Origin of the sequence: Spirosoma panaciterrae DSM 21099 (assembly GCF_000374025.1) — a bacterium.
Lineage (GTDB): Bacteria > Bacteroidota > Bacteroidia > Cytophagales > Spirosomataceae > Spirosoma > Spirosoma panaciterrae.
This window is the reverse complement of the sequence record NZ_KB893192.1, coordinates 32,065-57,248: the sequence shown is the minus strand read 5'-3', so window position 1 is coordinate 57,248 and position 25,184 is coordinate 32,065. Positions and strand designations below refer to the sequence as shown.

Here is a 25,184-nt window from a genome sequence, read left to right as displayed (position 1 = left end):
ATTCAGTCATTCTATCATTCAATCATTAAACTAATAACCTCGGTCTATTTTTTTATTGAATTCGGCTTTCCTTTTTTCGTGGGTGGCTTGCATGGCTTCGGAAAAATCCGTCGACTGGAGCTGGCTGGAGTTCCAGACGGCCACATATTGTAAGCCGTCTTCGATGGATTTGTTGGCGCTGTAATTCAGTACCTGTTTGGCTCCCTGAACGGCCGACGCCGGATTGTCGGCTATTTGATGAGCCAGCTTGTCGGCGGCTTCAAAAAGCTGATCGGGCGTATCGTAAACATGATTGACCAGACCAATTCGTTCGGCAAAGGCCGAATCATAGTCGGCTCCGGTAAACGCCATTTCGCGGGTAAACCCCTGACCGATGATATGGGGAAGAAACTGTAGGCCACCGATGTCGGGCGTTATCGCCAGCTTAACTTCACGCAGGCTGAATTTGGCATTGCGGGCGCATAGCCGGATATCGGCCGCTGCAATCATATTTAGACCACCACCAATACACCAGCCATGCACAGCCGCAATAACGGGTTTGGGCGACTCGTACATTTTCTGAAAACCCGATTGCATTTGACGAATCTGCGCCATCAGGTCGGCACGTTGATGAGCCAGCACAGTCCCCGTAGTCATTTTGCCGATACGTGGAAGCATCTGGGTCACATTGAGGCCATAACTGAAATGGTCGCCACTGCCCCGGAAAAGTAGACAACGAACGGCGGGATTTCGGTTAAGTTCGTCCATGGCTTTGGGAAGCTCATCCCAAAACTCAGGGCCCATGGCATTGCCTTTGCCGGGGCCAAGTAAGGAAACGGTCATGACCCCATCGTTCTGGGCAAAGGATAACGACTGATACGGTTGTTCCATAGGGGTAAGGCTAAAGGGCTACTGCTGCGTTTACGACTGTCGCCATAAAAAGACTGAAAGTACCCATATTGAATTTAGTATGCACGCATACCGTTGGTGTAAAGGTAGTAGAAATCCTGAATGTAACGCAACGGTAATCCGTATTCGGTAAGCTACAATTTTGTTGATAAATCTCAGGACTGCCGTGAATCTTGTTGCCAGAAGAAGGCGCTTCCTTTTTGACTACCCGTTGCATGTTCTGTTTGCATACCTTTGCCGAATGAAATCAGTGGTTCATCTGTTTATGAGCGTTTACCTGTTGCTGCTATCGGTGCTACCCTGCGCCGATGCCTGCCAGTTGCTGCGCCCATTGAACACGACTACCCAGATTAGTGCTGATTCGCATGCGCATGACAGCGACCGGGCCGATGGGGATTTATGTTCCCCGTTCTGTAGCTGCGCCTGTTGTGGTACCCTGATGCATCAGCCACCCCAGTTTACGTTTAGCTTTACCCCTCCGCAGGCCGTTGCCCAAACCTGGCTAAGTCTGGAAACCCCCGCGCTGCCGACGGCCCCCCGTTCGACCTGGCAACCCCCTCAGCTCGACTAAAATAGGATTCGTATGTCCTTTTTTTTCGGTGCAACCCTGTTGCATCCGAATGCTTCTTCTCTGAGTTTTCCTCTTAGTCATGTATGCTTATGCTGGATGCTGTCATCCGCTTTTCTATTCAGAACAAGCTTATTATTGGCCTGTTTACACTGGCCTTAATCGTCTGGGGCGGTTACTCACTAAACCGACTCCCCATTGACGCCTTGCCTGATATTACCAACAATCAGGTCCAGATTATCACCCAAAGCCCTGCGCTGTCGGCCCTCGATGTGGAACGGCTTATCAGTTTTCCGATCGAGCAAACGATGGCTACAATTCCTGACCTTCTGGAAGTCCGTTCAATTTCCCGGTTTGGCTTATCAGTCGTCACTATCGTGCTTAACGATGACGTCGATATATACCTGGCCCGCCAGCAGGTATTTGAACGATTACAGCAGGCCCGCGCTCAGATTCCGCCCGGATCGGGTGAGCCGGAACTGGCTCCGGTAACTACGGGCCTGGGCGAGATCTATCAATATGTGCTACAGGCAAAACCCGGCTACGAAAACCGCTACCCGGCCATGGAACTCCGATCTATTCAGGACTGGATTGTGCGTCGACAATTATTAGGAACGCCAGGGGTTGCCGATGTCAGTAGTTTTGGGGGGCTGCTAAAACAGTATGAAGTGGCCATTGATCTTCAGCGGCTTCGGGCGGCTGGCGTAACGATGGATGAACTTTTCTCGGCCCTGGAAAAGAATAATCAGAACGCAGGTGGAGCCTATATCGACCGCCGGCCCAATGCCTATTTTATTCGGTCCGAAGGGCTGATCAATACCCTCCAGGACATAGGCAAGATTGTCGTTCGACGAACACCGACGGGCATTCCAATTCGGGTTCGGGATGTGGCCACCGTACAACTTGGCAGTGCTGTCCGTTACGGGGCTATGACCCGAACCGGATGGTCGGCACCTGAAAAGCCGGATCAGGATGGGGGGGAGGTTGTTGGGGCCATTGTGATGATGCTCAAGGGGGCCAATGCTTCAGAAGTGATTGCCAATGTAAAACAACGCATCGGGCAGATTAAAAAAACGTTGCCTGAGGGCGTCGAGATTCATGCCTTTCTGGATCGGACCAAGCTAGTGAAACGCGCTATCGGCACGGTAGAACGCAACCTGATCGAAGGCGCGTTGATCGTTGTTTTCGTGCTGGTATTGCTGCTGGGCAATTGGCGGGCGGGGCTGATCGTGGCATCCGTTATTCCGCTGGCGATGCTGTTTGCCGTTGCGCTCATGAATCTATTTGTTGTGTCGGGCAATCTGATGAGCCTGGGGGCTATTGATTTCGGGCTCATTGTGGATGGCGCTGTTATCATTGTCGAAGCGACGTTGCACCATCTGGCCAGGCGGGGTGGGAGAAGCGAGGTGTTGCTAACGCAAAAAAAAGCAGGTACTGAACTGCCTGCTCGCTCCCAAAAAGAGATGGATGAAGATGTATTCGAGTCGGCCAGCCGTATTCGTTCTTCTGCCGCTTTCGGAGAAATCATTATTCTGATTGTTTACCTCCCCATTCTGGCCCTGGTGGGCATTGAAGGTAAAATGTTCAGGCCGATGGCCCAGACTGTTGCTTTTGCCATTCTGGGAGCGTTTATCCTCTCGCTTACCTATGTGCCCATGATGTCGGCCCTGCTACTGAGCAAGAAGCTCGTTCGAAACAAAACCCGAACCATTTCGGATCGAATTATCGCCTTTTTTCAGCAATGGTATGAACCCGCTATCCGATGGACCCTCGGCCACAAAGGACTGGTCGTTGGCCTATCTGTGGGACTTTTTGTGGGCGCTTTGGTTGTCTTTAGTCAGTTGGGCGGTGAATTTATTCCGCAACTGGATGAAGGCGATTTTGCCGTAGAAACCCGGGTAATGACGGGTTCGTCGCTTGCTCAATCCAGCGATGCCGCACTACAGGCAGGGCGTATCTTAACCAGAAAATTCCCGGAAGTTGTAGAAGTGATCGGGAAAACCGGAGCTGGAGAAATTCCCACTGATCCGATGCCCATTGAAGCTACCGACCTGATGGTTATCCTCAAAGACCGGGATGAGTGGACGTCGGCCGAGAGCCGGGAGGAACTAGCCGATAAAATGAGCGATCAGTTGAAGCAGATTCCCGGTGTGAGTTTTGGTTTCCTGCAACCCATTCAGATGCGCTTTAGCGAATTGATTTCGGGCGTGAAGCAGGATGTGGCCCTTAAGCTCTATGGGGAAGACCTGCGTGTACTGGCTGATTACGCAGCTCGCATTGGGCGGGTAGTCAGTACCGTAAACGGCGTCAAAGATGTGTATGTTGAGCAGGTATCGGGTTTGCCGCAGATCGTGGTTCGCTATGACCGCGATGCACTTGCCCAGTTTGGTATTTCGGTAGAGGAAGCCAATCGGTGTCTGCAAGCGGCATTCGCTGGGGCTACAGCGGGGCAGGTGTATGAGGGCGAACGGCGTTATGATCTGGTGGTCCGTTTGCAACAGGCCAGTCGGCAGCGCTTGGAGGATGTACAGAACCTGCTGGTCACGTCGGTTGATGGCCAGGCCATTCCGCTCAGTCAACTGGCCAACGTACAATTTCAGAACAGTATCAACCAGGTTCAGCGTGAAGATGCCAAACGTCGGATTGTCGTTGCCTTCAATGTACGGGAGCGCGATGTCGAAAGTGTGGTCACGGAACTGCAACAAAAGCTCGATCAGCAGGTGACCCTTCCGCCCGGTTATTACCTCACCTACGGTGGTCAGTTTCAGAATCTTCAGGAGGCCAAAGATCGGCTTGGTATTGCCGTGCCGGTAGCGTTAGGCCTCATAGGGCTGCTGCTGTTCTTTACCTTCGGCTCCATTCGACAAAGTCTGTTGGTCTTCTCGGCCATTCCCTTAGCAGCTATTGGCGGTGTGTTTGCGCTGGCCTTGCGGGGCATGCCCTTTAGTATTTCGGCGGGGGTAGGGTTTATTGCGCTTTTCGGGGTGGCCGTTCTCAATGGTATCGTGCTCATTGGTGAGTTTAATCACCTGAAAGCAGAAACCGATTTGTCGTTGCAGGAGCGTATTGTGCAGGGAACGGCGACCCGATTGCGTCCGGTGTTGATGACGGCCCTGGTCGCTTCGCTGGGGTTCCTGCCGATGGCACTGGCTAAAACGGCTGGAGCCGAAGTGCAACGCCCTCTGGCAACCGTGGTTATTGGGGGCCTGGTTTCGGCTACATTATTGACTCTCTTGGTGCTACCCTGTCTGTATGGATGGGAGCAATCAGGGTTTAGGCAAAAAAAGAAAAAAGTACTGGTCACACCGACTGGTAAACTGGCCGGATGGCTGCTGGCCGGCACACTGGGTATGGCGGTATCTGGTGTGGCTCAGGCGCAGGTTCCTCAACGGCCAGTCCACGCACTGTCGCTGGAAGAGGCTCTGCGGCTGGCGACGGCCCAAAACGGAACCGCCCGGATCAATGCCCTCAACATTGCCCAACAGCAGACCGGCCGACGGGTCGCCCACGATATAGGTCCGACCAGCCTTTCCTGGATGGGTGGGCAATACAACGGGATCAACTTCGACAATAACGTTACGCTTTCTCAGAGTTTGCCTAATCCAAAACTCGTTCGTCAGCTCGGACGGCTGGCCGATGCCAACGTGGCGGGCAGCGAAAGTCTGGCCCGAGTGACCCAAAATGAACTGCGGGCTCAGGTGAAATCGGCCTATTACGATCTGTTGTATCTGGCTGAACGGCGACGGTTGCTCAGAACGCAGGATAGTCTGCTCATTGCCTTTCGGGCGGCAACAGAGTTGCGGTTGCGGACAGGTGAAGGCACTGCTGTAGAAGTGGCAACAGCCACCAACCAGTTAGGCGAAATCGAGAACGCATTGACACAGACCGAAGCCGATCAACAAATTGTGCTTAGTAGGCTCCAGACGCTGCTGAATACGAATGCGCCCATTCAGCTAGCGGACTCCCTGCTGACACGCCGATCGCTACCACCTCAACTCGATTCGTCTACGCTGGCTCAAACGCCGGAGCTAGCTCTGCTTCGCCAGCAGCTCAATATAGCTGCTCGCCAAACCGATGTAGAAAAAGCCCGGTTGCTGCCCAGTTTCTCGCTCGGCTATTTCAACCAGTCTCTGATTGGCACCTATGTAGTCGACAACCAGGAAGTGACGTATGGAGGGGGCAAACGATTTCAGGGCGTGACTGCCGGGATTGCCTATCCCCTGTTTAGTCGTCCTCAGCGGGCCCGAATTGAAGCGGCCCGGCTGGGGCAGCAGTTGGGCGAAGCGACGCTGGCCTTGACGCAGCGTAACCTGCAGGGCGAACTTCAGGCCACGATTCAGGATGTCCGCAAACGGCAAAGCAGTCTGACCTACTATGAGCAGACGGGGTTGCCGACTGCCCGACTGTTGGCAGAGAAAGCAAGTCTGGCTTTTCGGGCCGGTGAAATCGATTACCTCCAGTATTCGCAGGCACTTACCCAGTCGTATCAATCCCGGGCCAATTATGTCGTTGTGCTTGGTCAGTATAATCAATCCATCATTCGCCTGGAACAACTTCTGGGCTTACCATAACGCTAATCATGAGACAAATCGTGTGGAGTCTGGGTTTGCTTTGGCTGATAAATGCCTGTTCTGGTGACCCACAATCGGCTGACCAGCAAAAGGCAGAGGCTAAGAAACCCGCAGAAGCGGCTCACCAGGAAGCCCCAGCTGAACTGGTGGAGCTAACCAGCGACCAACTGCGGATTGGGGATGTGCAGGTAGGAACCATTGACTATCGGAATTTGGGTCAGGAACTCCTGGTGAATGGACGACTGGTTGCACCAGCGCAAAGCCAGGTCGCTATTACAGGGCTTCAGGGCGGATTTATTCGGAAGTTGCCTTTATTACCTGGTCAGCCTGTTCGCAAAGGACAACTACTGGCCCGAATCGAAAATCCCGACCTGGTAGGAGTTCAGCAGGAGTATGCCGAAAACCAGAGCCGCCTGACGTACCTTGATGCTGAATACATCCGCCAGAAAGAGCTAAGTGAGCAGAACGTGAGCGCGTTGAAGGTCTTTCAGCAAATAACTGCCGAACGGGCCCAGGTACGCGCCCGACTAAATGGCCTGACCGAACGGCTGCGGCTGGTTGGTCTTTCGCCCCAGGCGGCCCTAAACGGCACCTTTACCGCTTCTTACGCCGTGACGGCTCCCATTACGGGGGTTGTGACCGATATATCGGCAACCATCGGTCAGTATGTACAACCCACCGACGTGATTGCCCGGATTATCAGTACCCAGGGAATTTATGCCGAACTAACGGTTTTTGAAAAGGATTTGCCTCAGCTTCGGGTAGGTCAGTCGGTTAGTTTACGGCTGACCAGCGAAGCCTCCAGAGAGCATACAGCGAAAATCAGTTACATCAATCCCACCATTGATGCCGACCGCTCTGTACGGGTCATTGCCCAACTTGGGCAGACGGATAGTCGGCTGGTTCCCAATACGTTTCTGAAGGCAACGCTCGACCTGGGGGATAGCCGGGTCCCGGCCTTGCCCGAGGAGGCCATTGTATCGACGGAAGGGAAAGACTACATTTTTGTGGTCACGACGGAAAAGATGCCCGACCATCACGGACAACATCCAGATGAAACGGAACAGGTCGGCACCACGTTTCGGCGTATTCCTGTTCGGCGGGGTGTGAGCGAGGGTGGATATTCGCAGGTGACTCTACCGAACCAAATCAATCTTCGACAGGCACGGGTTGTTGTTAAAGGGGCTTACGCTGTTCTGTCGCAGTTAACTGCAGCTAGCGGGGAAGAAGAAGGCCATGCCCATTGACCCACATCTACTAAAAAGTTTGCCTTTCTGAAGTGTAAATAGTTACCTACAAATGGATTAGCACAACGATTTTATGCAAAAACTTCAAATCGATTTAAACATTGTCCTGCCTGAAGTCCCGGATGAGAAAGACCAGTGCGTGGAACGCTTGATGGGACTGCTGGAGGACCGGCCGGGTATTGAGAAAGTTCATGTACGAGCGGCTACCCAAACGCATCCCGACCAGCTTTGTATTCATTATGATTCACAGACGATTAGTCTGAATAGAGTACAGCAATTTGCTAAACAGGCCGGCGCCAGAATTACCAGCCAATACGGGCATTTTGTGGGAACACTACAAGGTGTTCGCCATGCGCGGCACGCTCGAATCGTAACAGGCCAAATCCAGCGCTGGCCCGGTGTTGTAGAGGTGTCTGTCTCCGCATCGGGAGCGATTCATCTGGAATTTGACCGGAAGAAGACCCAACTGGCGACCATTCTGAATAAACTTGGGGAAAACAAAACGCCCGCATCACCTGGATCGGAGACTGAACCAGACATCGACGCGCAACCTGAATCCTCAATCGATAAAGCCCATACCTCGTCAGCTCACAATACTGAACCTGCCCATGACCATAGGGAAGGAGAGGAGCATAAGCGTCATCAACATGCTGAAGGCGATGGACACGATCATGAGCATGGCGGCATCTTTGGCCCAAATACCGAACTGATCTTTGCCATTCTGTGTGCCGTATTCCTCGGAGTGGGGTTCGGGCTTTCCTTTGTGAGCGGGATTCCGGGCTGGGTGAGTCTGACGTTGTACGGATTTGCCTATTTCTGCGGAGGTTTCTTTACGGCTAAAGAAGCAGTTGAAGCGATTCGGAATGGCCAGTTCGAGATCGACTTTCTGATGCTGGTGGCGGCCGCTGGGGCGGGTGTGCTGGGCGAATGGGCCGAAGGGGCCTTGTTGCTGGCCTTGTTTAGCCTGGGACACGCTCTGGAGCACTATGCCATGAACCGCGCTCGTAAGTCGATTTCTGCTCTGGCCGATTTAAGTGCCAAAACAGCGACCGTTCGGCGGGGTAATTCGACGGAAGAAGTAGACGTAGCCGAGCTAAAGATAGGGGACGTAATCCTTGTTAAGCCAAACAGTAAAATTGCTGCTGATGGTGTCGTCATCAAAGGGGGCGGCCCTGTGAATCAGGCGCCCATTACGGGCGAAAGTGTACCCGTGGATAAGCAGCCAATGGCTGACCCAGATGCCGATCCCAGTCGGGCCAAGCCCGAAAATAAAGTGTTTGCGGGAACCATCAACGGGACGTCGGTGCTGGAAATCAAAGTCACTAAAGCGGCCAGTGATTCAACTCTGGCCCGGCTGATCAAACTGGTGAACGAAGCCGAGTCCCAGCAATCGCCTACTCAGCAATTTACAGATCGTTTCGAACGGTGGTTCGTTCCGGCGGTATTGATTTTGGTGGTGACTCTTTGTTTTGCTTACTTGGTGATTGATGAGCCGTTTGCCAAAAGTTTCTACCGGGCTATGGCTGTGCTGGTTGCCGCCAGTCCCTGTGCGTTGGCCATTTCAACCCCATCGGCGGTACTGAGTGGGGTTGCACGGGCAGCCCGCGATGGGGTGTTGGTAAAAGGTGGGCGACCGCTCGAAGATCTGGGGGAACTGACAGCCGTGGCGTTTGACAAAACGGGTACGTTGACCGAGGGTAAGCCCAGACTGGCTCAGGTGGTTACGCTGGAGGCTTCTGAGGCCGAACTACTACCCGTGGCCATTGCTGTCGAACGACTTAGTGATCACCCGCTGGCACAGGCCATCGTTAAGGATGGCACCGATCGGTTGGGCCAGAAAAGTATACCGGAAGCCACGGATCTGAAAGCTCTGACGGGGCGGGGAGTACAGGCGACTGTCGATGGGAAACCCGTGTACATAGGCAATAAAGCTCTGTTCGACGAGCAGAACACATTGACCGATGCTGTTCGTCAGAAAGCCGATGAACTGGAAGCAAACGGACATACAGCCATGATCGTTCGGCAGGGTAAGTCGTTTCTGGGTATTCTGGGCGTGATGGATACTCCACGAAAGGAGGCCCGGCAGACACTGAGCGAACTAAAAGAACTGGGTATCCAGCGCATGATTATGCTGACAGGCGATAACCAGCGGGTAGCCGATGCCATTGCCAGCGAAGTCGGGCTGACGGATGCACTGGGCGATTTGTTGCCCGAAGCCAAAGTGCAGGCTGTTCAGAAACTTCGTCAGGGCGAAGGTAAAGTCGCTATGGTGGGCGATGGCGTGAATGATGCCCCCGCTATGGCCAAGAGCACGGTCGGTATCGCTATGGGGGCCGCCGGTTCGGATGTGGCCCTGGAAACGGCCGACATTGCCCTGATGGGCGATCAGTTGGATAAACTTCCCTTCGCGATTGGACTGAGCCGGGCAGCCCGGCGCATCATTCGCCAGAATCTGTACATCAGCCTGGGCATGGTGGCCATACTGATTCCACTGACTATTCTGGGTATCGCCCGGATCGGTCCTGCCGTGATCGCCCACGAAGGTTCCACACTGCTGGTCGTCTTCAACGCGCTGCGACTGTTGGCTTATACCCGTAAAACCCACAGTTAGTAGCATTGACCAGACAGAAGTTGATCTGCCCGGTGCCTTGTGAAGAATCTAGCCAGTAACCTGAATGGAATAAGGGCCATTGTAAATCAGTTTGCCATCCAGACGAATGTTTTTGACGGAGGTATTCTGGCTAATGGTGACCGTATGGCCAGCGTTTACTTTTACATACTCATTGGCAAACGGAACCCGCCCAACGGTCCATATCGATTTGTCCTGCCAGTTGCCCGAAGCCACGGTTTCAACAGTATCTGAGAAAAGCGAGATAGTGGGAAACGGATGGAACAGTAACGAGTTTGTGGTGGCAGAAGCGGTGCCAAACCAGTCGTTGAGAATGTCGGTATATACCCGCCGGAAGTCGATCTGCATCGTGATTTCCTTGTTGCCAGCCTGCCCTGTCAGGTTGGCAAGGTCGGGATTCTGGCCAAAGGTGCGGTGCTTGAGGTTGCTGCCGAAAACGAACATCGGAGCCGCCACACCGTGATCGGTTCCCCGTGAGTTGTTGGAATTGGCGCGTCGGCCGAACTCAGAAAACGTCATGCCCACCACTTTGTCTTCAGTGCCCTGCAACTTTAGATCCTGCTGAAAGGCACTGATGGCCGTCGACACTTTGCCCAGTAAGTCGGCATGGGTGCCGATGAGCACATTGGTGGGGTCTACCTGCGTTGAATGGGTATCGAATCCACTGAGCGAAACAAAATAGATTTTCGTTTTCAGGCCACCGTGGATCAGCCGGGCTACGATTTTTAACTGGTCGGCCAGCGAGTTTTTGGCTGATGCATCCGGGTACGTGGCCATATTCTGACCCGCATCGGCGGCTGCCTTGATTTCGGTGGCATAGCCCACTGACAAAATCTGTTGCTGCCGAATAAAGGCAATCAACTCACCGGCATCGCAGCAGGGTAAATCGCCCGGTGATGTGGCACTCCCTGAGCCGACCAACTGGTAAAAACTGTTTGGATCGCTGAGGGCAATACCCATGGACTGCTGACTGCCCAGCAGGGCCGTTGAGGTCAGATAGCCGATCTGAATAGCCAACGGATCTTCCATCTGTGGGTTTGGATAACCGACCGGGTAGCCTGGATAACGATTTTCGAGATAACGACCCGCCCAGCCCGAATCCGACGTCGCATTGGCGTCGACGGCAGTCATCCAGATGTCGGTAGCGCGGTAATGCGACTGATCGGGATTAGGGTACGAAACCGAGTGGATGATGGACAGTTTACCGTTGTTGTATAGATCGCGCATGCCCGTCATGGCCGGATGAAGGCCCGTAGCCGGATTACCATCCAGAGCCAGCACTGCATTTTCGGGGATGGCGATATTACTGCGAAGACCTGTGTAGAGCGAATACTGATCCCGTGGAATCACGGTATTCAGCCCATCATTTCCGCCGTTAAGGTAAACGATCACCAGCACCCGGTCGGTAGCCAGCGCGGCTGTATTCAATAGGGATTGAACTAGGGCCGATTGGCTGGTCATGGCTTTCAGCCCAAATCCATCCAGCATTACTGGCACCAGGCTCGCTGAGGCTGCTGCCAAAAAATCTCTACGTTTCATTCGCTAAAGAGTGAAAGGGCAGATGCGTGCAAGAGTGGCTGATGCGTTTTGTTCGCTCATTCACTCGTTCTCGCATTCGCTCTTTAAAACAGTTGATATTCAGCCATGCGGAGCATGTATTTCATTAGGTTCTGTAATCGGTATAGCACTGCATTTTTTCGGTTGGTATTCGTTGGGGTTGAGCGATAGTTATTCCACTCAACCGTCCAGGATGTACGCGGAATGCCTTGCATCATAATCGTGTCGATCAAGAAGCTGGTCTGTGACGGAAAAAGGTCAATGGCAAACAGGTTTTTGGAAAAAGCGGCCTGGACATCTACGCAGGGAATAGCGGGGCTTCCGGCCACATCCGAAAAATTGGGTTGGAGTGACGTGACCCAACCCAACAGGTCGATGCCCATTTTATAGTTCGGTTTTACCTGAAGCCAGCGCCAGATATACGCATCGGTGTAATCACTCCGGAGCGCCAGTGTGGTCGTATTGATCCAGATTCGCGAATACCCCGTTTGATAGTATGCGTCATAGCCAAAAACGGAGGGTTGATCGACCAGAGCCATCTGCATATCCCGCATCCGCCAGAACATGAAATCGCAATACACCTTGAAGGCCGCGTAATCGGTGGTCATGTCCGGTACGGGCTGGTTGAAAAACCGCATGGCTCCAATGGCCAGATCGACGGGCGATTTCACCAGGGCTCCCCGGTTGGCATCGTCGAAAAAGATCTGACTGGTTAGCAACTTGACGATGACGGGTTGAATGGCATAGTTGTTGGAGGGGCTGGCAAAAAACTGCGCCAGCGGAATAACGACGTTATCCTCGATGGCTTGGGTAACGTTGGGATTGACATACCACCGATACAATTTCCGACAGATGAACCGGGACGTTTGAGGATGATTGAGCAGCATCGTTACCAGATCGGCCAGTTCATCGTCGCCCGCCGATGTTGTCGATCGACCCGAAATGGTGGTATTGTTGTAAGAAGCCGAAAAGGTTTTGTTGGTTTTGTCGTGTTTCGAGAGGGTAAACGTAGTACCGAAACTGGTCGAGCCATTTACCCAATAATTGGTGTATTTCCAGCCAGTGAGCACCCGGGCGGCAGCCTTTACATCGTCTTCGGTATAATTTTTATTCCCGGCGAAATCAAATGCGCCTACCGTAAACAGTTCCTGAAGTTCTCGGGCATAGTTTTCGTTGGGCTTACCAACTTCGTTTTCATTGCCGTTGAGGTAGCGCAGCATGGCGGGGTCTTTACTGATCTGGGTGACCAGCGTACGGAAGTTTCCCAAAGCATTATTGCGCAGCAGCAGCATATACTGATTGACAAAGCGGTAGTCGTCGACAACTTCGCGGGTCGTAACAAAATGGTTTTGCCAGAACAGGGTTAGTTTATCAAGCAGACTCGGTGGCGCTGTTTGGGAAGCCATCAGGCCCAGCCACCAATACCGTAAATAATGGCCAAAATCGAAGTTCCGGTCACCGTTGAACGGCTTATCGAGATACGTCTGACCAGCGGTTGCCTGATTACTATCCAGATCGACGGGGGGCGGTGGCGAGTAGTTTGCGTTGCTGATAAGCTGCTGAACCGCCTGCGTAGCCGTTAAGCCCGTAAAACTGGTTATTTCAGTTTGCGTTGGCCCGAAGGTTGCCCGCCGAAGCAAGTGGGCAGCCGTTCCGGCGGTAAGCAGTGTGGTATAGATATCCAAATAAGGCATTCAATACGAGTACGTTACGGTCAAAGACAATTTGAACAAGACTTTAAGCGAGTTTTTCATTGTCTGGCAAACATCAAGTTTACTGATTTGTTGATAAATAAACAATACATCAGAGGGTTGAAACGAGGTCTGCCTTAACAGATATGGTACTCGGCCATCCGAAGCATATATTTCATTAAATTTTCTAAACGGGAACGAACCTCATACCGGGCTCCTCCGTCGTTAGGATTGGTTCGGTACGCATTCCACTGGAATGTCCAGGATGTACGTGGCAGTCCCTGCATCATAATGGTATCGATCAAAAAGTCGATTTGGGTTTGTAGTAAGTCAATGGCGAACAGGTTTTTAGAAAAGCCAGCCTGTACATCGGCACAGGAAATGGCGGGGGTTCCGGCCACATCCGCAAAGTTGGGCTGTAGCGACGTGGCCCAGGCCAGTACATCGATTCCCATCAGATAGGTTGGTTCGACCTGAAGATACCTCAATACATACGCATCGGTGTACTCATAGCGATAGCCGATGGTAGTGGTGTTGATCCAGATTCTGGTATAGCCCGTATCGTAATAAGGTTCATAGCCAAACACCGAGGGTTGGTCGAGCAAGGGCATCAGCATGTCCTGCATCCGGTAGAACATAAAATCAGTGTAGTTCCGAAAACCGACATAATGCGTTGGTAGCGCCGGAACAGGCTGATTGAACAGACGCATTGACCCAACAGCCAGATCGACCGGAGATTTTACCAGCGCACCGATGTTGGCCGTATCGAAAAAGACCTGACTCGTCAGTAACTTCTCGATGACGGGTTGTATCGCAAAATTATTGGTGACAAAAAGCTGGGCGAGCGGAATAATGACATCATCTTCAATCGTTTGTGTGACGTTCGGGTTGACGTACCACCGATATAGTTTTCGGCAAATGAACCGGGCGGAGGCCGGATGGCTCAACAGCATGGTGACCAGATCACTGAGTTCGGCATCCCCTGCCGTAACTGTAGGGGATGGATTGGTCGATCGACCGACAATGACCGTATTGTTATAACTGGCCGAAAAGGTTTTGTTCGTAGTGTCGTGGTTAGTCAGATTGAAGAGGGTGGTAAAGCTGGTCGAATTGTCGACTTCGTAGTTGGTGTACTCCCAGCCAGTCAATACCTTCGCGGCAGCTTTTACATCGTCTTCAGTGTAGTTTTTATTCCCGGCGAAATCAAAAACGCCAACGGTAAACAGTTCCTGAAGCTCGCGGGCATAGTTCTCATTGGGATGACCTACGATGTTCTCGTTTCCATTGAGGTAGCGCAACATGGCAGGGTCTTTGGTAACCTGAACGACCAGATTCTGAAAGTTGCCTAGGGCATTATTGCGCAGCAACAGCAAATACTGATTTAGAAACCGATAATCGCCAACGGTCGACCGGGTGGTTACGAAATGATTTTGCCAGAACAGAGTCAGCTTGTCGAGCAGGCTGAGTGGGGCCGTTTGGGAGGCCATCAGCCCTAGCCACCAGCAGCTCAGATAGTGACCAAAATCGAAATTTCGGTTGTGGTTAAACGGTTTGTCCAGATACGTTTGTCCGGCAGTAGGCTGATTCTCGTCCAGATCGACTGGCGGAGCGGGCGAATAGTTAGCATTGGCAATAAGCAACTGTACCGCCTGCGTAGCCGTCAGGCCGGTGAAGCTGGTAATTTCAGTCTGGGTTGGTCCAAAGGTTGCCCGTCGGAGCAAATGTGCGGCTGTTTTAGCCGTAAGCGGAGTTGTGTATGTCGCCAGAGAAGGCATCTAATCCATCTGTTCCAGTGAAAAACTAGCAAAGTGGGTTAGGAGGAAAAACAATTCAGAGGCCTATGGTAAAAGAACCAACGGAATCCAGCATTTTCGATAACAAAAAATGAGCCGTTTTTGCAGTTTGGTATCATTAGTCAACGGTATTCGTTTCACCGTTTACCGTTTATTTTAAAATAACCTGTTATGCATTTCGATACACTTGCCCTCCGCGCGACCCATCAGCCCGATTCAGTAACCGGGGTAGTGGTTCCCCCCATTCATTTGTCGACAACCTACGCCCGGAACGAAGCCAACGAGTTGCCCGCCAATTACATCTATACCCGCCCGAACAACCCGACTCGGGAAGCCCTGGAAAACGCGCTCGCGACGCTTGAGGGGGGCTCTGTCGGTATGGCGTTTGGATCGGGTCAGGCTGCCACAATGACCTTATTTCAGGCACTCAGCCCAGGCGATCATGTGCTGTTATCGACCGATGCGTATTATGGTACGCCAGCCCTGCTCGAGCAGGTATTCCATCCGTGGGGGCTTACCTATACGCGTGTGGACATGCGCGATCTGGAGTCGGTACGGGCTTGGATTCATCAAAATACCCGCCTGGTCTGGTGCGAAACCCCTTCCAATCCCATGCTCGATATTGCTGATTTACAGGCGATTAGTCAGTTGGCTCACGAAGCTGGGGCGATTTGTGTATGCGACAATACCTGGGCTACTCCTGTGCTGCAACGGCCGTTCGAGCAAGGCTGTGATGTCGTGATGCACTCGACCACCAAGTATCTGAGCGGTCATAGCGACGTGCTGGGGGGGGCGTTGATTTTTAAGGAAAATAACGAATTTACCCAGCGAGTACGGCTGTTGCAGGGGTTATCGGGAGCCGTACCATCCCCCTTCGATTGCTGGCTGGTTAGCCGGGGCATCAAAACCCTGGGTGTACGGGTGCGAGCCCAGAGCGCCACAGCGCAGCAGATCGCGGAATTTCTGGCCACGCATCCGGCTGTGGAGAAAGTACATTACCCCGGCCTGGCGACCCATCCGCAAAGGGCTGTTATTCAGCAGCAGATGAAAGGCTACGGGGCCATGCTATCGGTGCAGGTAAAAGGGGGGGCTGAAGAAGCACTTCGTTTTATAGGTAAGCTACATCTGTTCACACGGGCAACCAGCCTGGGTGGGGTCGAATCGCTGATCGAACATCGGGCTACGGCCGAAGGGCCCAACTCAATAACGCCTAAAAATCTATTGCGTATTTCGGTCGGTCTGGAACATGCCGACGATTTGATTGCCGATCTGGAGCAGGCGCTGAACTAACGCTTACCGGCGCTTTCTTGGAACGGGTTTGCTCTCAGGATTCCAATAATACATTCGGTTTTTAGGGTTCAGGTTTTTGAGCTGGATGGTGTAGTTGGCCGACGAATCCGGCACTTTTATCGGCATATTATCCAGCGTGGCCCGTACTACATTTTTGGGGTCCATGGGGTGTCTGTAAAAGGAATTATTCGGCTGTACATTGGGCATGAGATCTGGTGGAAATACCGACGGTACCGAATCGTTTCGAATGCTTGTAGAAGGAACCTGAGCTACCGCACAGGTTAGGGTGAACAGGGTGAAGAGGCAGACCAGTTTCATAGTCGATATCCTTTTGATTGATAAGCTATTGAACAGACTCATCTTGTAACAAAAACGTTGCAATGTATTACAAAAAAAGACGACGAACTAAAGAAACAGTGTCGGGGTTCTCATAGCGAATTGTATCCGTTTACAACGATGAAAATAGCACTTATAGCTACCTCATCGCGCAAGAACAGTAACTCATTGCGCTTTGTGACCTACCTTCGCCATCTGTTGGCCGAAGAAGGGCATCATGAGGTTTCGATTATAGATTTTGTGGAGTACGACATACCATTTGTAGGCCAGGGCGCTGTCAGAAAAGATGCGCTGACACCCTTTCAGGACGAATTGATTAGCAACTGGGAAGCGGCCGATCTGGTGATTTTTGCCATGCCTGAATACAACTGGACGGCACCGCCACAGGCAACCAACACGATTCATCAGTTGGGTGGGCCGGCTTTTAAGCACCTGTTCGACAATAAAGTGTTTGCGATGGCAGGCGTTTCGAACGGACGTGGAGGCCGACAACCAGCGCTGGACATGACCACGGTGGTGAACAAGATCATCAGCTTCACCAACAGCTATTCGATTGTATCGCCCAAGTTATACGAGTCGCATGAAACAGCGATCAACCTGGACGAACACGGCCATTTTGTCGGGCATGAGGTATATGAGCGGACGGTGCGGGCCTTTGTCGATTATACGCTGAATGTAGCCCAACGATGGACGAGTCCGAGTTTAATTGAGAAATAAAACGACGAGCCGCTGAGATAATCCCAGCGGCTCGTTTGCTGAATAGCCGTTCCCATTACCAGGAAGGCATTTTTGAGACCACTTCACTCTACGGCTACCCGCATCAGCGATTGGCGTGATTCCGCCATTGCCTTCAGCATATAAGTGCCCGTCGAAAGGCCATCGATGGGCCATTCGACCCATTTTTTACCAGTGAAAGCCGGTATTTGATACGCCCGAACCGCTCGCCCTGCTGCATCGAGCAGATGAACCTGAATAGCGGATCGTTCCAACTGCTCAATCTCCAGACGCAAAACATTGACGACAGGATTAGGCACTATGCGTATCGTGAATCCAGGATTTGGTTCGTCCACGGCCGTTAATACGAAATTGAAGGATTCGGATGGTGGAGAAGCACAACCATTGACCGTAACAATTACGGTATATAAACCACTCGCATAAGGAACCAGGGTAGCACTGGTGGCATTGGAAATGGCTGTGGCCGAATTCGTTCCCGTTTGCAGATACCATTGTATCCCACTCGTTTGATTGACAACTAGGCTGCTATTGGCAATCTGGCTAATGATCGGTTTGGCAGGCGTCGGATTCTGTGATTTTATCGTGACAAATAACGTCGACGTTGTGCAGCGGTTGCTATCCCGTACGCTGACGGTATAAGTCCCTTCGGGTAAATTTAGCTGGGTTGCCGTATAGGGCTTTAAGGTGTCCAGGCGTTCCGTTGTCCAGAAATACGTAAACGGTTTGGTTCCTCCGGCCACCTGTACAGTGGCTTCGCCGTTTCGCAGGCCGGGACAACTTACGTTTTTAAGCGTACCTGTCGATAGGGTCAAGGCTCCACCATCGGTAACAATGGCCGTCGTAGTATCACTACAGCCACCATCGTCCACTACCCGAACCCGATAGGGGCTGGGTGTAAGGTTGTTAATCTGACTGCTGGCCTGGAAAGCCTGGCCGAGTATCTGGAAGCGTAGTCCCGTTCCCGTTCCACCTGTAGCGGCTAGTTTAACCCCTCCTGTAGGGCAGGTGCAGCACGTAGCGGGGATAGGGGTAGCCTGAATTTTTAGCGGGGTAACATTGCCAATCGTTACCGATACGATACCTGTACAGCCATTCGCGTCGGTGCCTACCACCGTATACGTACCAACTGTAAGCCCCGTCAGGACACTCGTATTCTGAGGGACCGAATTGCTGGTGGCCTGGTAAAGAACGGTTCCGGTACCCCCTGATGGGGTTATGGCAATAGCGCCCGTATTGGGGCCTGAACAGAGCACGGGTCTCGCTGTGGCTTTCAGAACGAGCGGGGCGGGCTGGGGTACCGCTACACTTTGCTTACCCTTGCATCCATTAGCATCCATCACGGTTATTTCGTAGCTGGTGGCCGATAAACCTGTAAACTGGGTACCCGATTGAAATGCCCCGTTGCCAAGTTGATATTGGTAAGGCGACAGACCTCCCGTTGCCGAAACACTGATGGTGCCATCTGCTGAGCCGGTGCAGCGTGTGGGTATGGGTGTTATAGTGATGGAAAAAGGAGCAGGCTGGCCAATATAAACGGGCTTGTACAGTACACAGTTGTTTTTGTCCGATACGATCAGCGTATAGGTAGAGTCTGCTTTAAGCCCATAGAACGCATTGCTTTCCTGTGGGGGAGTGCCCTGGAGCGCGTAGCGATAATCGCCTACGCCCCCGGCTGCTACGGCTACCAGTTGACCATCCCGGCTACCGACACATTTGGCGTTGACCACCATAACGGTTGCCGTAATAGGCGGGGGCTGTGGCAATTCGGCGGTTGTTTTCAGCATACAGCCTGCCGAGTCCTTAACCACAACCGGATAACTCCCCGCTTTGAAGGGACCAAAGGCATTGAACGTCTGGAAAGGGAACTCACCAAGTTGATATTGCAAAAGCCCGACACCGCCACTGCCATTGATTACGATGCCTCCATCCAGCAGATTGTTGCAGGAGGGCGGACGGTAATCAAATGAAATGACGATAGGCCGATAAACCCGCACGGTTCCTACGGCACTGGTTGAGGTTACGGCGGTGGTACTGCCCGTACCTGCTACCTGACAAACGGCGGTGTATGACGTGGTTTGTTGGGGGGTAACGATGATCGTGCTCCCGGTTTGCGTTGTCGACCAGCGGATGGTACCTCCCGTAGGACAGCCTGATGCCGTGAGGGTAGTACTGGTACCCGCGCAAACCGATGCGGTTCCGCTTACCGTCACGACCAGATCGGTTGGAGCGTTTGTAGTGGTTAATTCATCGGCCCAGGCAGGCAGCCAGAAAATAAGGCCTATGAGCGTGCATAGGAGAATTTGGCCCGGACGTGCTAAAAAGGAGGAAAAAGGCTGTATAGAACGGATCATAACTAGGTAGTCATAGCCTGACAAACAAAGATAATCTGTTCAGTTACGAAACTCGTACCGAGGGACAAGTATTCAGAGGGAATTCAATGCAATTTATCCTGCTGAAGCTCCCCGATAATTTCAGTAGTTATAGAGTTGAAGACAATAGCGGCAGATACCACGTTGGGCATACTGTACGAATGCTAGTAAAAGAGTCCCCAATCATCGGGGGCATCATTATCCTTGTCAAAACTGTTTACCCATTCGACAAAAAGAATACGGAACTGCTCGATTTCATCCCGAAGCAGGTTTAAATAAGCGGTTGCGGCTAATTTTTCAGCTTTACAGTAAGAGGTCTGTGCCAATAGCTCGCGGGCGTGCATTTTGATGATGACGGCATTTTCCATGCGGAGCGTGTACAAATCGCCCCCTTCTGCCCCAACAATTTTAGGAGCCAGCATCATCGCATTGGCCAGCATCTGTTCATGCATCATCAGCACATCATCCTCTTTATTGATGGTTTCCACAATAGCCTGAGTGAGTTCCATCAACTCGTTGGCTTTCCGCAGAATCGGCAGATTCTTGATGCGTCGGTTTTCGGCTTCCATTTCGGCACGAGCCTCTTCCGGGTCATAATCCTCATCGAAGCCATCCCAGTCCAGAAAGCTATCGTCGTCGTCTTCGTCGTCAAAGTTCATTGCAAAATGGGCAAAGGGAATATCACCTTCCGCTTGCCAAAGTAACACAAACGTTTCCCAAAAACAAACCTTTTTTCCTAAAAACCCTTTGAACAACAGCCAATTTTCATGCGTAATCTACTGTATATATACATTCTACGAATTCAGTGCCTTTGGTTTATAAAGGGTTAATTTCTGGAAAATATAAGGCTGAACCGTGTCCACCAGATTGGGCGAAACAACAACGTACGTCGCCATTCTGCCTAATTTTAAAGAAAAACCAACGGCTAAATCGAACAAAAATTGGGGTAACCTGTATATTTGTCGGGTTTACGATTAGGTTTTCCCACTGTATAGAATGACGTATTGCTTAGGTGTTAAGGTGGCGTCGGGCCTGGTTGCCATCGCCGACAGACGATTGACTTCGGGTACGGAGGTCTCCTCGAACCGAAAAATCTCAGTTCATGAAGTTGAGAATCACTCCCTGTTTATCATGACTTCAGGACTGCGCTCTGTCCGAGATAAAGCCATTACCTACTTTAGTGAAGTCCTTACCGAACAGGACCGCTCATTCAATAAACTGTACAAAGCCGTTAATGCATTCGGTGAACAGGTGAAGCGTGTCGCTCAGGAGGATAAAGCGTCGATCATCGCCAATGGGTTGAATTTCAACCTGAATGCCATTGTGGGCGGTCAACTGGAAGACGATACTGAGCACAAGTTGTTTTTACTTTATCCTGAAGGCAACTGGGTGGAGGTGGATCAGGGATCGCCGTTCAAAATTATTGGTAACTCGGGCTATGGCAAGCCGTTGTTATTCCGAAACCTGTCGTACGAGTCCAGTATGCAGGATGCGCTTAAAATTGGCTTTCTGGCTTTCGATGCTACGCGGGTCAGTGCCAACGACGTAGATTACCCGCTGGATGTCGTGATCTATCCAAAAAACAGCTTCCATATGACCGAATATCGGCTCGACAAGGAAGATATGGACGAAATATCGCACCAGTGGAGCGCCCTGCTAAGCAATTCGGTTCGAAAACTGCCTTCTTACTGGATGGACCCCATCTTTGAAAAAGTTCGCGCCGTAAAAAATGTATGATGTGGGGAGTATGATATAGGATGTAAATTTTCGCCACCAGAATCATACACGATCCATCATCTATCATAGCTATAGTCCCATGCGTCTGCACGTTCGGCATGAATCTGAGTACACATACGATACGCCTGTCGCTTTAGGGCCACAAACGCTGTACCTGTATCCACGTATGTATCCGTATCAGCGGCTGCTAGCGTACACCTTGCAGATTGACCCTGAGCCAACTCAGCTTGTGCGTAATGTGGATGTAGAAGGGAATGTACAGCAGGTGGTTTATTTCAGTCATTTAACCTCGCATCTGCGCGTCAATGTCGAAATGGAACTGGAATCCGACGAATTTAATTCGTTTGATTTTGTGCTGTTTCCCTTTGATACCCAGCAGGTGCCTTTTCAGTACCCCAAAGCAGAAATAGAGCTCCTGCATCCGTATCTGGTCAAACTGGGTGTAACAGAGTCGGTTGAACACTGGGCAAAGGAGTTAGCCGCTCAGGCCAACTGGCAAACAACGGCCTTTCTGATGGCATTGAACCAGGCCATCTGGAAATTTACGTATGAAGTTCGGGAAGAGGGGCTTCCGCTGCCACCCGAACAAACGCTACAGCAACGGAAAGGGTCGTGCCGTGATTATACAACCCTGTTTATGGCGGCCTGCCGGAGTCTGGGAATAGCTTCCCGGTTTGTAAGTGGCTATCTGCTGGGCAACCCTCAGCAGGAACACCAGCTTCATGCCTGGGTTGAGGTGTATTTGCCCGGAGCTGGCTGGCGTGGGTTCGACCCAACCGAAGGGACGCTGGTGGTGAATCGACATGTCTTTTTGACCTCAACGGCCAAACCAGAGCTGGCTGCTCCAATCAGTGGCAAGTTTATGGGACGAGCCAATTCTACCTTACGCTCAGAATTGACCTTCATTTAAACCAGCCGAAAAGGCCTACTCGTTTATAGCTATACCTGATCAGAATAAAACAGAGGGTCTTTATCGGAAATTGACAACTTACCATTAAATAAGTAATGCCAATTGACCGACGACTGCCAATGATCAACTATTTTTACAATTTAACCAAAACAATTATCCAACCCGTCACGTGGCATTAATAAAGTCTATTTCCGGCATTCGAGGAACGATTGGAGGACAGAGTGGAGAAGGCCTGACACCTTTAGATGTAGTTAAATTTACAGCCGCCTTTGGGCAGTGGCTGCGACAACGTAACCCCGATCGCCAAACGGTGGTCATTGGCCGGGATGGTCGGCTGTCGGGCGAAATGATTTCTAAATTAGTGGCGGCCACGTTGCAGGGGCTTGGCCTCAATGTGGTTGATCTGGGCCTGTCTACGACCCCTACCGTCGAACTGGCTGTGCCTGGTGAAGGAGCTTCGGGAGGGATTATCCTGACCGCCAGTCATAATCCCATTCAGTGGAATGCCCTTAAACTACTCAATGAAGCAGGTGAGTTTATTTCGGCACAAGACGGAGCTGAGGTATTAGCTATTGCCGAAGCGGAGTCGTTCGATTTTGCTGAGGTGCGGAAATTAGGCCAATATCGTGCCGATTCGACCTGGCTTCAGAAACACATCGACCAGATCCTGGCGCTTCCCCTAGTCGATAAAGACGCCATTGCTGCCCGAAATTTTCGCATTGTGGTGGATGCCGTTAATTCGACGGGCGGTTTGGCCGTTCCGATGTTGCTGGAGGCACTTGGTGTTGAGCAGGTGACTAAACTCCATTGCGAACCGACCGGAAATTTTGCCCATAATCCCGAACCATTGCCTGAGAACCTCCGGGATATTATTAAAGAGATGCAGAAAGGCAAAGCCGATCTTGGGATTGTGGTCGATCCCGATGTTGATCGGCTGGCTCTGATTTGCGAAGACGGTTCACCATTCGGCGAAGAATATACGCTGGTAGCAGTGGCGGATTACGTACTGAAAAACAATCCAGCCGGAAGCCCCCGGTCGAGCAATACCGTATCGAATATGTCGAGCACAATTGCCTTGCGGGATGTGACTCAGAAATACAGTGGACAGCATTTTGCGTCGGCAGTTGGGGAGGTCAATGTAGTGGACATGATGAAGGAAAAAGATGCCGTGATTGGGGGAGAAGGTAATGGCGGAATCATTTACCCTGACCTGCACTATGGCCGCGATGCGCTGGTGGGCATTGCGTTGTTTCTGACCCATCTGGCTAAATCGGGCAAACTAGCTTCCATTCTTCGTCGGACTTACCCCAATTATTACATTTCGAAAAATAAAATTGAGCTTACCCCCGATATTAATGTCGATGCTGTTCTTGACCGTATCCAGGCCAAATACGCCCGGAATCCGATCAATACCATCGATGGGGTAAAAATCGAGTTTAATAAAGAATGGGTACACCTGCGTAAATCCAATACGGAGCCCATCATTCGAATCTATTCCGAATCGGATACGCTGGCTACAGCCGACTACCTGGCCGGGAAAATCATCAGCGACATTCGGGAAGTCATTGCTGAGAAGCGATGAACGGGTTAGGTATACCCAGAATTCCAGATACAAATACCCATATAGATTGCCGGGCCGCTATGAAAATAGTGGCCCTTTGTTTGCCCTATCCTGTAGAAAAAAATACTCACGGCTTGTAAAGAAGAACCGTTTCTGAAAATGATAAAAGGTGATCTTCTTATTGATAGACAGTGGTTTATCGTCTGTCCAGGTGAAATGGCATGCTTTTTTTAGGTAGTCAGCTAATCGTAAATCAAAACCGAAAACAAACACGATTATGAGCTTTCTAAGAGGAATACTAGCTGGTCTGGCCATTGGTTATCTGACAGCCCCCCGGAGCGGGAAAGAAACACGCGAAAAATTAACGCAGGGAATTGACGATTTACAACGGCAATGGGAAGAAGGGGTCGATCAGGTAAAATCTCAGGTCGACCGGGTGGTTGGGAAAGCAAGCCATTCCGCCAACCAATACGCGAACGAGGCCGAAGAAATTTTTGATAAATACAAAAACGAGGGTCAGGAAAAGGCAGATCAGAAGCTGAGTCAGGCCAAAAGATCCTATAACAATACGGTCGATAACGCAGCTAACTCAGCAGAAAGAGGGATCGATCGGGCTCAGGAAGCACTAAAGATTGATTAACATCTTCGATAGGAAACGAAAAGGGGCCGAGTTCATACTCGGCCCCTTTTCGTTTCATGACATCTGTTATTGTTACTTGATCGAAATAGGTACATCGACGGTATCCCATTTCAGGTTTACCCCTTTGCCATTAACTTCGTAAACGAGTTTCTCGGTCATAGCCGTTTTCTTTGGCTTGACATCTACCGTCAACACGTCGTTGGCTGGGTCCCGGTTGGCTTCACCGCCCCGCTTGATACCCCACTGACCCGTTTGTGAGTTGAAAATGATTTTCCACTCTTTTTCGCCAGGTGTGGCAAATAGGGTGTATTTACCAGCTGGCAGAGTTTTTCCTTCTACTTTGATGTCTTTATCCGTTTCGAAAACGGTAGCTTCATTGGCACCCGCCCGCCAAACTTTGCCATAAGGAGCGAGGGTTCCGGCAGGGTCCCATACATTCCGGCCTTTTACGGATGGACTGCTGTAATTGATGGTGATGGTAGCACCGCCAATTTTGCCACTGGCTGTGGCTGGCGGGCTGGGACGGCTGGCTTTGTCACCCTGGGCGAAACTGATCATGGTCATACATACACCGGCCAGCGTGAGGGCCAGAATCCGGCTCATTTTTAAGATTTTCATACAGAAACAAAAGGTTAGAATTGCGGACGAAAGTAGGGAATTTT

At 51.4% G+C, this 25,184-nt stretch carries 18 protein-coding genes; 10 read left to right on the top strand and 8 right to left on the bottom strand.

The window, feature by feature from the left end; genetic code table 11:
* Positions 1 to 30 precede the first annotated feature (30 nt).
* A complete protein-coding gene (locus tag B153_RS0119835) occupies positions 31 to 870 on the bottom strand; it encodes a crotonase/enoyl-CoA hydratase family protein (protein ID WP_020598490.1) in 840 nt (279 codons plus the stop codon).
* A 259-nt stretch (positions 871 to 1,129) separates the two neighbouring features.
* Between B153_RS0119835 and B153_RS36790 the strand changes: the two genes are divergently transcribed.
* The 4 genes from B153_RS36790 to B153_RS0119815 all read left to right on the top strand — a co-directional run bounded on the left by B153_RS36790 (position 1,130) and on the right by B153_RS0119815 (position 9,885).
* Positions 1,130 to 1,459: a DUF6660 family protein gene (locus B153_RS36790; RefSeq protein WP_051097318.1), complete on the top strand. Its 330-nt coding sequence runs from the start codon at positions 1,130 to 1,132 to the stop codon at positions 1,457 to 1,459.
* A gap of 89 nt (positions 1,460 to 1,548) precedes the next feature.
* Positions 1,549 to 6,027 carry a CusA/CzcA family heavy metal efflux RND transporter gene (locus B153_RS0119825; RefSeq protein WP_020598488.1) on the top strand — a complete coding sequence of 1,493 codons (4,479 nt, stop codon included), beginning with the start codon at positions 1,549 to 1,551 and terminating at the stop codon, positions 6,025 to 6,027.
* A gap of 8 nt (positions 6,028 to 6,035) precedes the next feature.
* Positions 6,036 to 7,274, top strand: a complete 1,239-nt coding sequence (locus tag B153_RS0119820) for an efflux RND transporter periplasmic adaptor subunit (RefSeq protein ID WP_026262293.1) — start codon at positions 6,036 to 6,038, stop codon at positions 7,272 to 7,274.
* A gap of 73 nt (positions 7,275 to 7,347) precedes the next feature.
* On the top strand, positions 7,348 to 9,885 hold the full coding sequence (locus tag B153_RS0119815) for a heavy metal translocating P-type ATPase (RefSeq protein ID WP_020598486.1): 2,538 nt from the start codon (positions 7,348 to 7,350) through the stop codon (positions 9,883 to 9,885).
* Positions 9,886 to 9,933: 48 nt separating this feature from the next.
* Here B153_RS0119815 and B153_RS0119810 read toward each other — a convergent pair whose 3' ends face one another.
* The 3 genes from B153_RS0119810 to B153_RS0119800 form a co-directional block, all read right to left on the bottom strand.
* Complete coding sequence (locus B153_RS0119810; RefSeq protein ID WP_026262292.1) at positions 9,934 to 11,442, bottom strand: DUF1501 domain-containing protein; 1,509 nt, start codon at positions 11,440 to 11,442, stop codon at positions 9,934 to 9,936.
* 83 nt (positions 11,443 to 11,525) lie between these two features.
* Positions 11,526 to 13,154 (bottom strand): DUF1800 domain-containing protein, encoded by a 1,629-nt coding sequence (locus B153_RS0119805; protein WP_020598484.1) that lies wholly within the window; start codon positions 13,152 to 13,154, stop codon positions 11,526 to 11,528.
* Between the two features lie 134 nt (positions 13,155 to 13,288).
* Entirely contained in the window at positions 13,289 to 14,926 is a 1,638-nt protein-coding gene (locus B153_RS0119800) for a DUF1800 domain-containing protein (RefSeq protein WP_026262291.1), read from the bottom strand.
* Positions 14,927 to 15,115: 189 nt separating this feature from the next.
* Between B153_RS0119800 and B153_RS0119795 the strand changes: the two genes are divergently transcribed.
* Positions 15,116 to 16,234 carry a trans-sulfuration enzyme family protein gene (locus B153_RS0119795; protein ID WP_020598482.1) on the top strand — a complete coding sequence of 373 codons (1,119 nt, stop codon included), beginning with the start codon at positions 15,116 to 15,118 and terminating at the stop codon, positions 16,232 to 16,234.
* 3 nt (positions 16,235 to 16,237) lie between these two features.
* Here the strand turns inward: B153_RS0119795 and B153_RS0119790 are convergent, their stop codons facing one another.
* Complete coding sequence (locus B153_RS0119790; protein ID WP_020598481.1) at positions 16,238 to 16,552, bottom strand: hypothetical protein; 315 nt, start codon at positions 16,550 to 16,552, stop codon at positions 16,238 to 16,240.
* A gap of 138 nt (positions 16,553 to 16,690) precedes the next feature.
* Between B153_RS0119790 and B153_RS0119785 the strand changes: the two genes are divergently transcribed.
* Positions 16,691 to 17,287 (top strand): NAD(P)H-dependent oxidoreductase, encoded by a 597-nt coding sequence (locus B153_RS0119785; protein ID WP_020598480.1) that lies wholly within the window; start codon positions 16,691 to 16,693, stop codon positions 17,285 to 17,287.
* 83 nt (positions 17,288 to 17,370) lie between these two features.
* Here the strand turns inward: B153_RS0119785 and B153_RS0119780 are convergent, their stop codons facing one another.
* Both B153_RS0119780 and B153_RS0119775 read right to left on the bottom strand, forming a co-directional pair.
* Positions 17,371 to 19,656, bottom strand: coding sequence for a SprB repeat-containing protein (locus B153_RS0119780; protein WP_020598479.1), 2,286 nt, complete (start codon positions 19,654 to 19,656; stop codon positions 17,371 to 17,373).
* Positions 19,657 to 19,838: 182 nt separating this feature from the next.
* Complete coding sequence (locus B153_RS0119775) at positions 19,839 to 20,333, bottom strand: hypothetical protein (protein ID WP_026262290.1); 495 nt, start codon at positions 20,331 to 20,333, stop codon at positions 19,839 to 19,841.
* Between the two features lie 337 nt (positions 20,334 to 20,670).
* Here B153_RS0119775 and B153_RS0119765 point away from each other — a divergent pair, with 337 nt between their 5' ends.
* The 4 genes from B153_RS0119765 (at position 20,671) to B153_RS0119750 (ending at position 24,522) form a co-directional block, all read left to right on the top strand.
* On the top strand, positions 20,671 to 21,411 hold the full coding sequence (locus B153_RS0119765) for a proteasome-type protease (RefSeq protein ID WP_026262289.1): 741 nt from the start codon (positions 20,671 to 20,673) through the stop codon (positions 21,409 to 21,411).
* Positions 21,412 to 21,490: 79 nt separating this feature from the next.
* Positions 21,491 to 22,321 (top strand): transglutaminase family protein, encoded by an 831-nt coding sequence (locus B153_RS0119760; protein ID WP_020598475.1) that lies wholly within the window; start codon positions 21,491 to 21,493, stop codon positions 22,319 to 22,321.
* 169 nt (positions 22,322 to 22,490) lie between these two features.
* On the top strand, positions 22,491 to 23,903 hold the full coding sequence (gene glmM, locus B153_RS0119755; protein WP_020598474.1) for a phosphoglucosamine mutase: 1,413 nt from the start codon (positions 22,491 to 22,493) through the stop codon (positions 23,901 to 23,903).
* A gap of 256 nt (positions 23,904 to 24,159) precedes the next feature.
* Positions 24,160 to 24,522, top strand: coding sequence for a YtxH domain-containing protein (locus B153_RS0119750; RefSeq protein WP_020598473.1), 363 nt, complete (start codon positions 24,160 to 24,162; stop codon positions 24,520 to 24,522).
* A gap of 72 nt (positions 24,523 to 24,594) precedes the next feature.
* On the opposite strand, the gene B153_RS0119745 is transcribed toward B153_RS0119750, so the two are convergent.
* Complete coding sequence (locus tag B153_RS0119745; protein WP_020598472.1) at positions 24,595 to 25,140, bottom strand: DUF2911 domain-containing protein; 546 nt, start codon at positions 25,138 to 25,140, stop codon at positions 24,595 to 24,597.
* Positions 25,141 to 25,184: the final 44 nt, after the last annotated feature.

Excerpts from the sequence above, each read along its gene's own strand:
- B153_RS0119835 (WP_020598490.1), bottom strand. The coding sequence starts at position 870 with ATGGAACAACCGTATCAGTCGTTATCCTTTGCCCAGAACGATGGGGTC.
- B153_RS0119775 (WP_026262290.1), bottom strand. The coding sequence starts at position 20,333 with ATGAACTTTGACGACGAAGACGACGACGATAGCTTTCTGGACTGGGAT.
- B153_RS0119810 (WP_026262292.1), bottom strand. The coding sequence starts at position 11,442 with ATGAAACGTAGAGATTTTTTGGCAGCAGCCTCAGCGAGCCTGGTGCCA.
- B153_RS36790 (WP_051097318.1), top strand. The coding sequence starts at position 1,130 with ATGAAATCAGTGGTTCATCTGTTTATGAGCGTTTACCTGTTGCTGCTA.
- B153_RS0119795 (WP_020598482.1), top strand. The coding sequence starts at position 15,116 with ATGCATTTCGATACACTTGCCCTCCGCGCGACCCATCAGCCCGATTCA.
- B153_RS0119805 (WP_020598484.1), bottom strand. The coding sequence starts at position 13,154 with ATGCCTTATTTGGATATCTATACCACACTGCTTACCGCCGGAACGGCT.
- B153_RS0119815 (WP_020598486.1), top strand. The coding sequence starts at position 7,348 with ATGCAAAAACTTCAAATCGATTTAAACATTGTCCTGCCTGAAGTCCCG.
- B153_RS0119800 (WP_026262291.1), bottom strand. The coding sequence starts at position 14,926 with ATGCCTTCTCTGGCGACATACACAACTCCGCTTACGGCTAAAACAGCC.
- B153_RS0119750 (WP_020598473.1), top strand. The coding sequence starts at position 24,160 with ATGAGCTTTCTAAGAGGAATACTAGCTGGTCTGGCCATTGGTTATCTG.
- B153_RS0119765 (WP_026262289.1), top strand. The coding sequence starts at position 20,671 with ATGACGTATTGCTTAGGTGTTAAGGTGGCGTCGGGCCTGGTTGCCATC.
- B153_RS0119745 (WP_020598472.1), bottom strand. The coding sequence starts at position 25,140 with ATGAAAATCTTAAAAATGAGCCGGATTCTGGCCCTCACGCTGGCCGGT.
- B153_RS0119785 (WP_020598480.1), top strand. The coding sequence starts at position 16,691 with ATGAAAATAGCACTTATAGCTACCTCATCGCGCAAGAACAGTAACTCA.
- B153_RS0119760 (WP_020598475.1), top strand. The coding sequence starts at position 21,491 with ATGCGTCTGCACGTTCGGCATGAATCTGAGTACACATACGATACGCCT.
- B153_RS0119820 (WP_026262293.1), top strand. The coding sequence starts at position 6,036 with ATGAGACAAATCGTGTGGAGTCTGGGTTTGCTTTGGCTGATAAATGCC.
- B153_RS0119825 (WP_020598488.1), top strand. The coding sequence starts at position 1,549 with ATGCTGGATGCTGTCATCCGCTTTTCTATTCAGAACAAGCTTATTATT.
- B153_RS0119780 (WP_020598479.1), bottom strand. The coding sequence starts at position 19,656 with ATGATCCGTTCTATACAGCCTTTTTCCTCCTTTTTAGCACGTCCGGGC.
- B153_RS0119790 (WP_020598481.1), bottom strand. The coding sequence starts at position 16,552 with ATGAAACTGGTCTGCCTCTTCACCCTGTTCACCCTAACCTGTGCGGTA.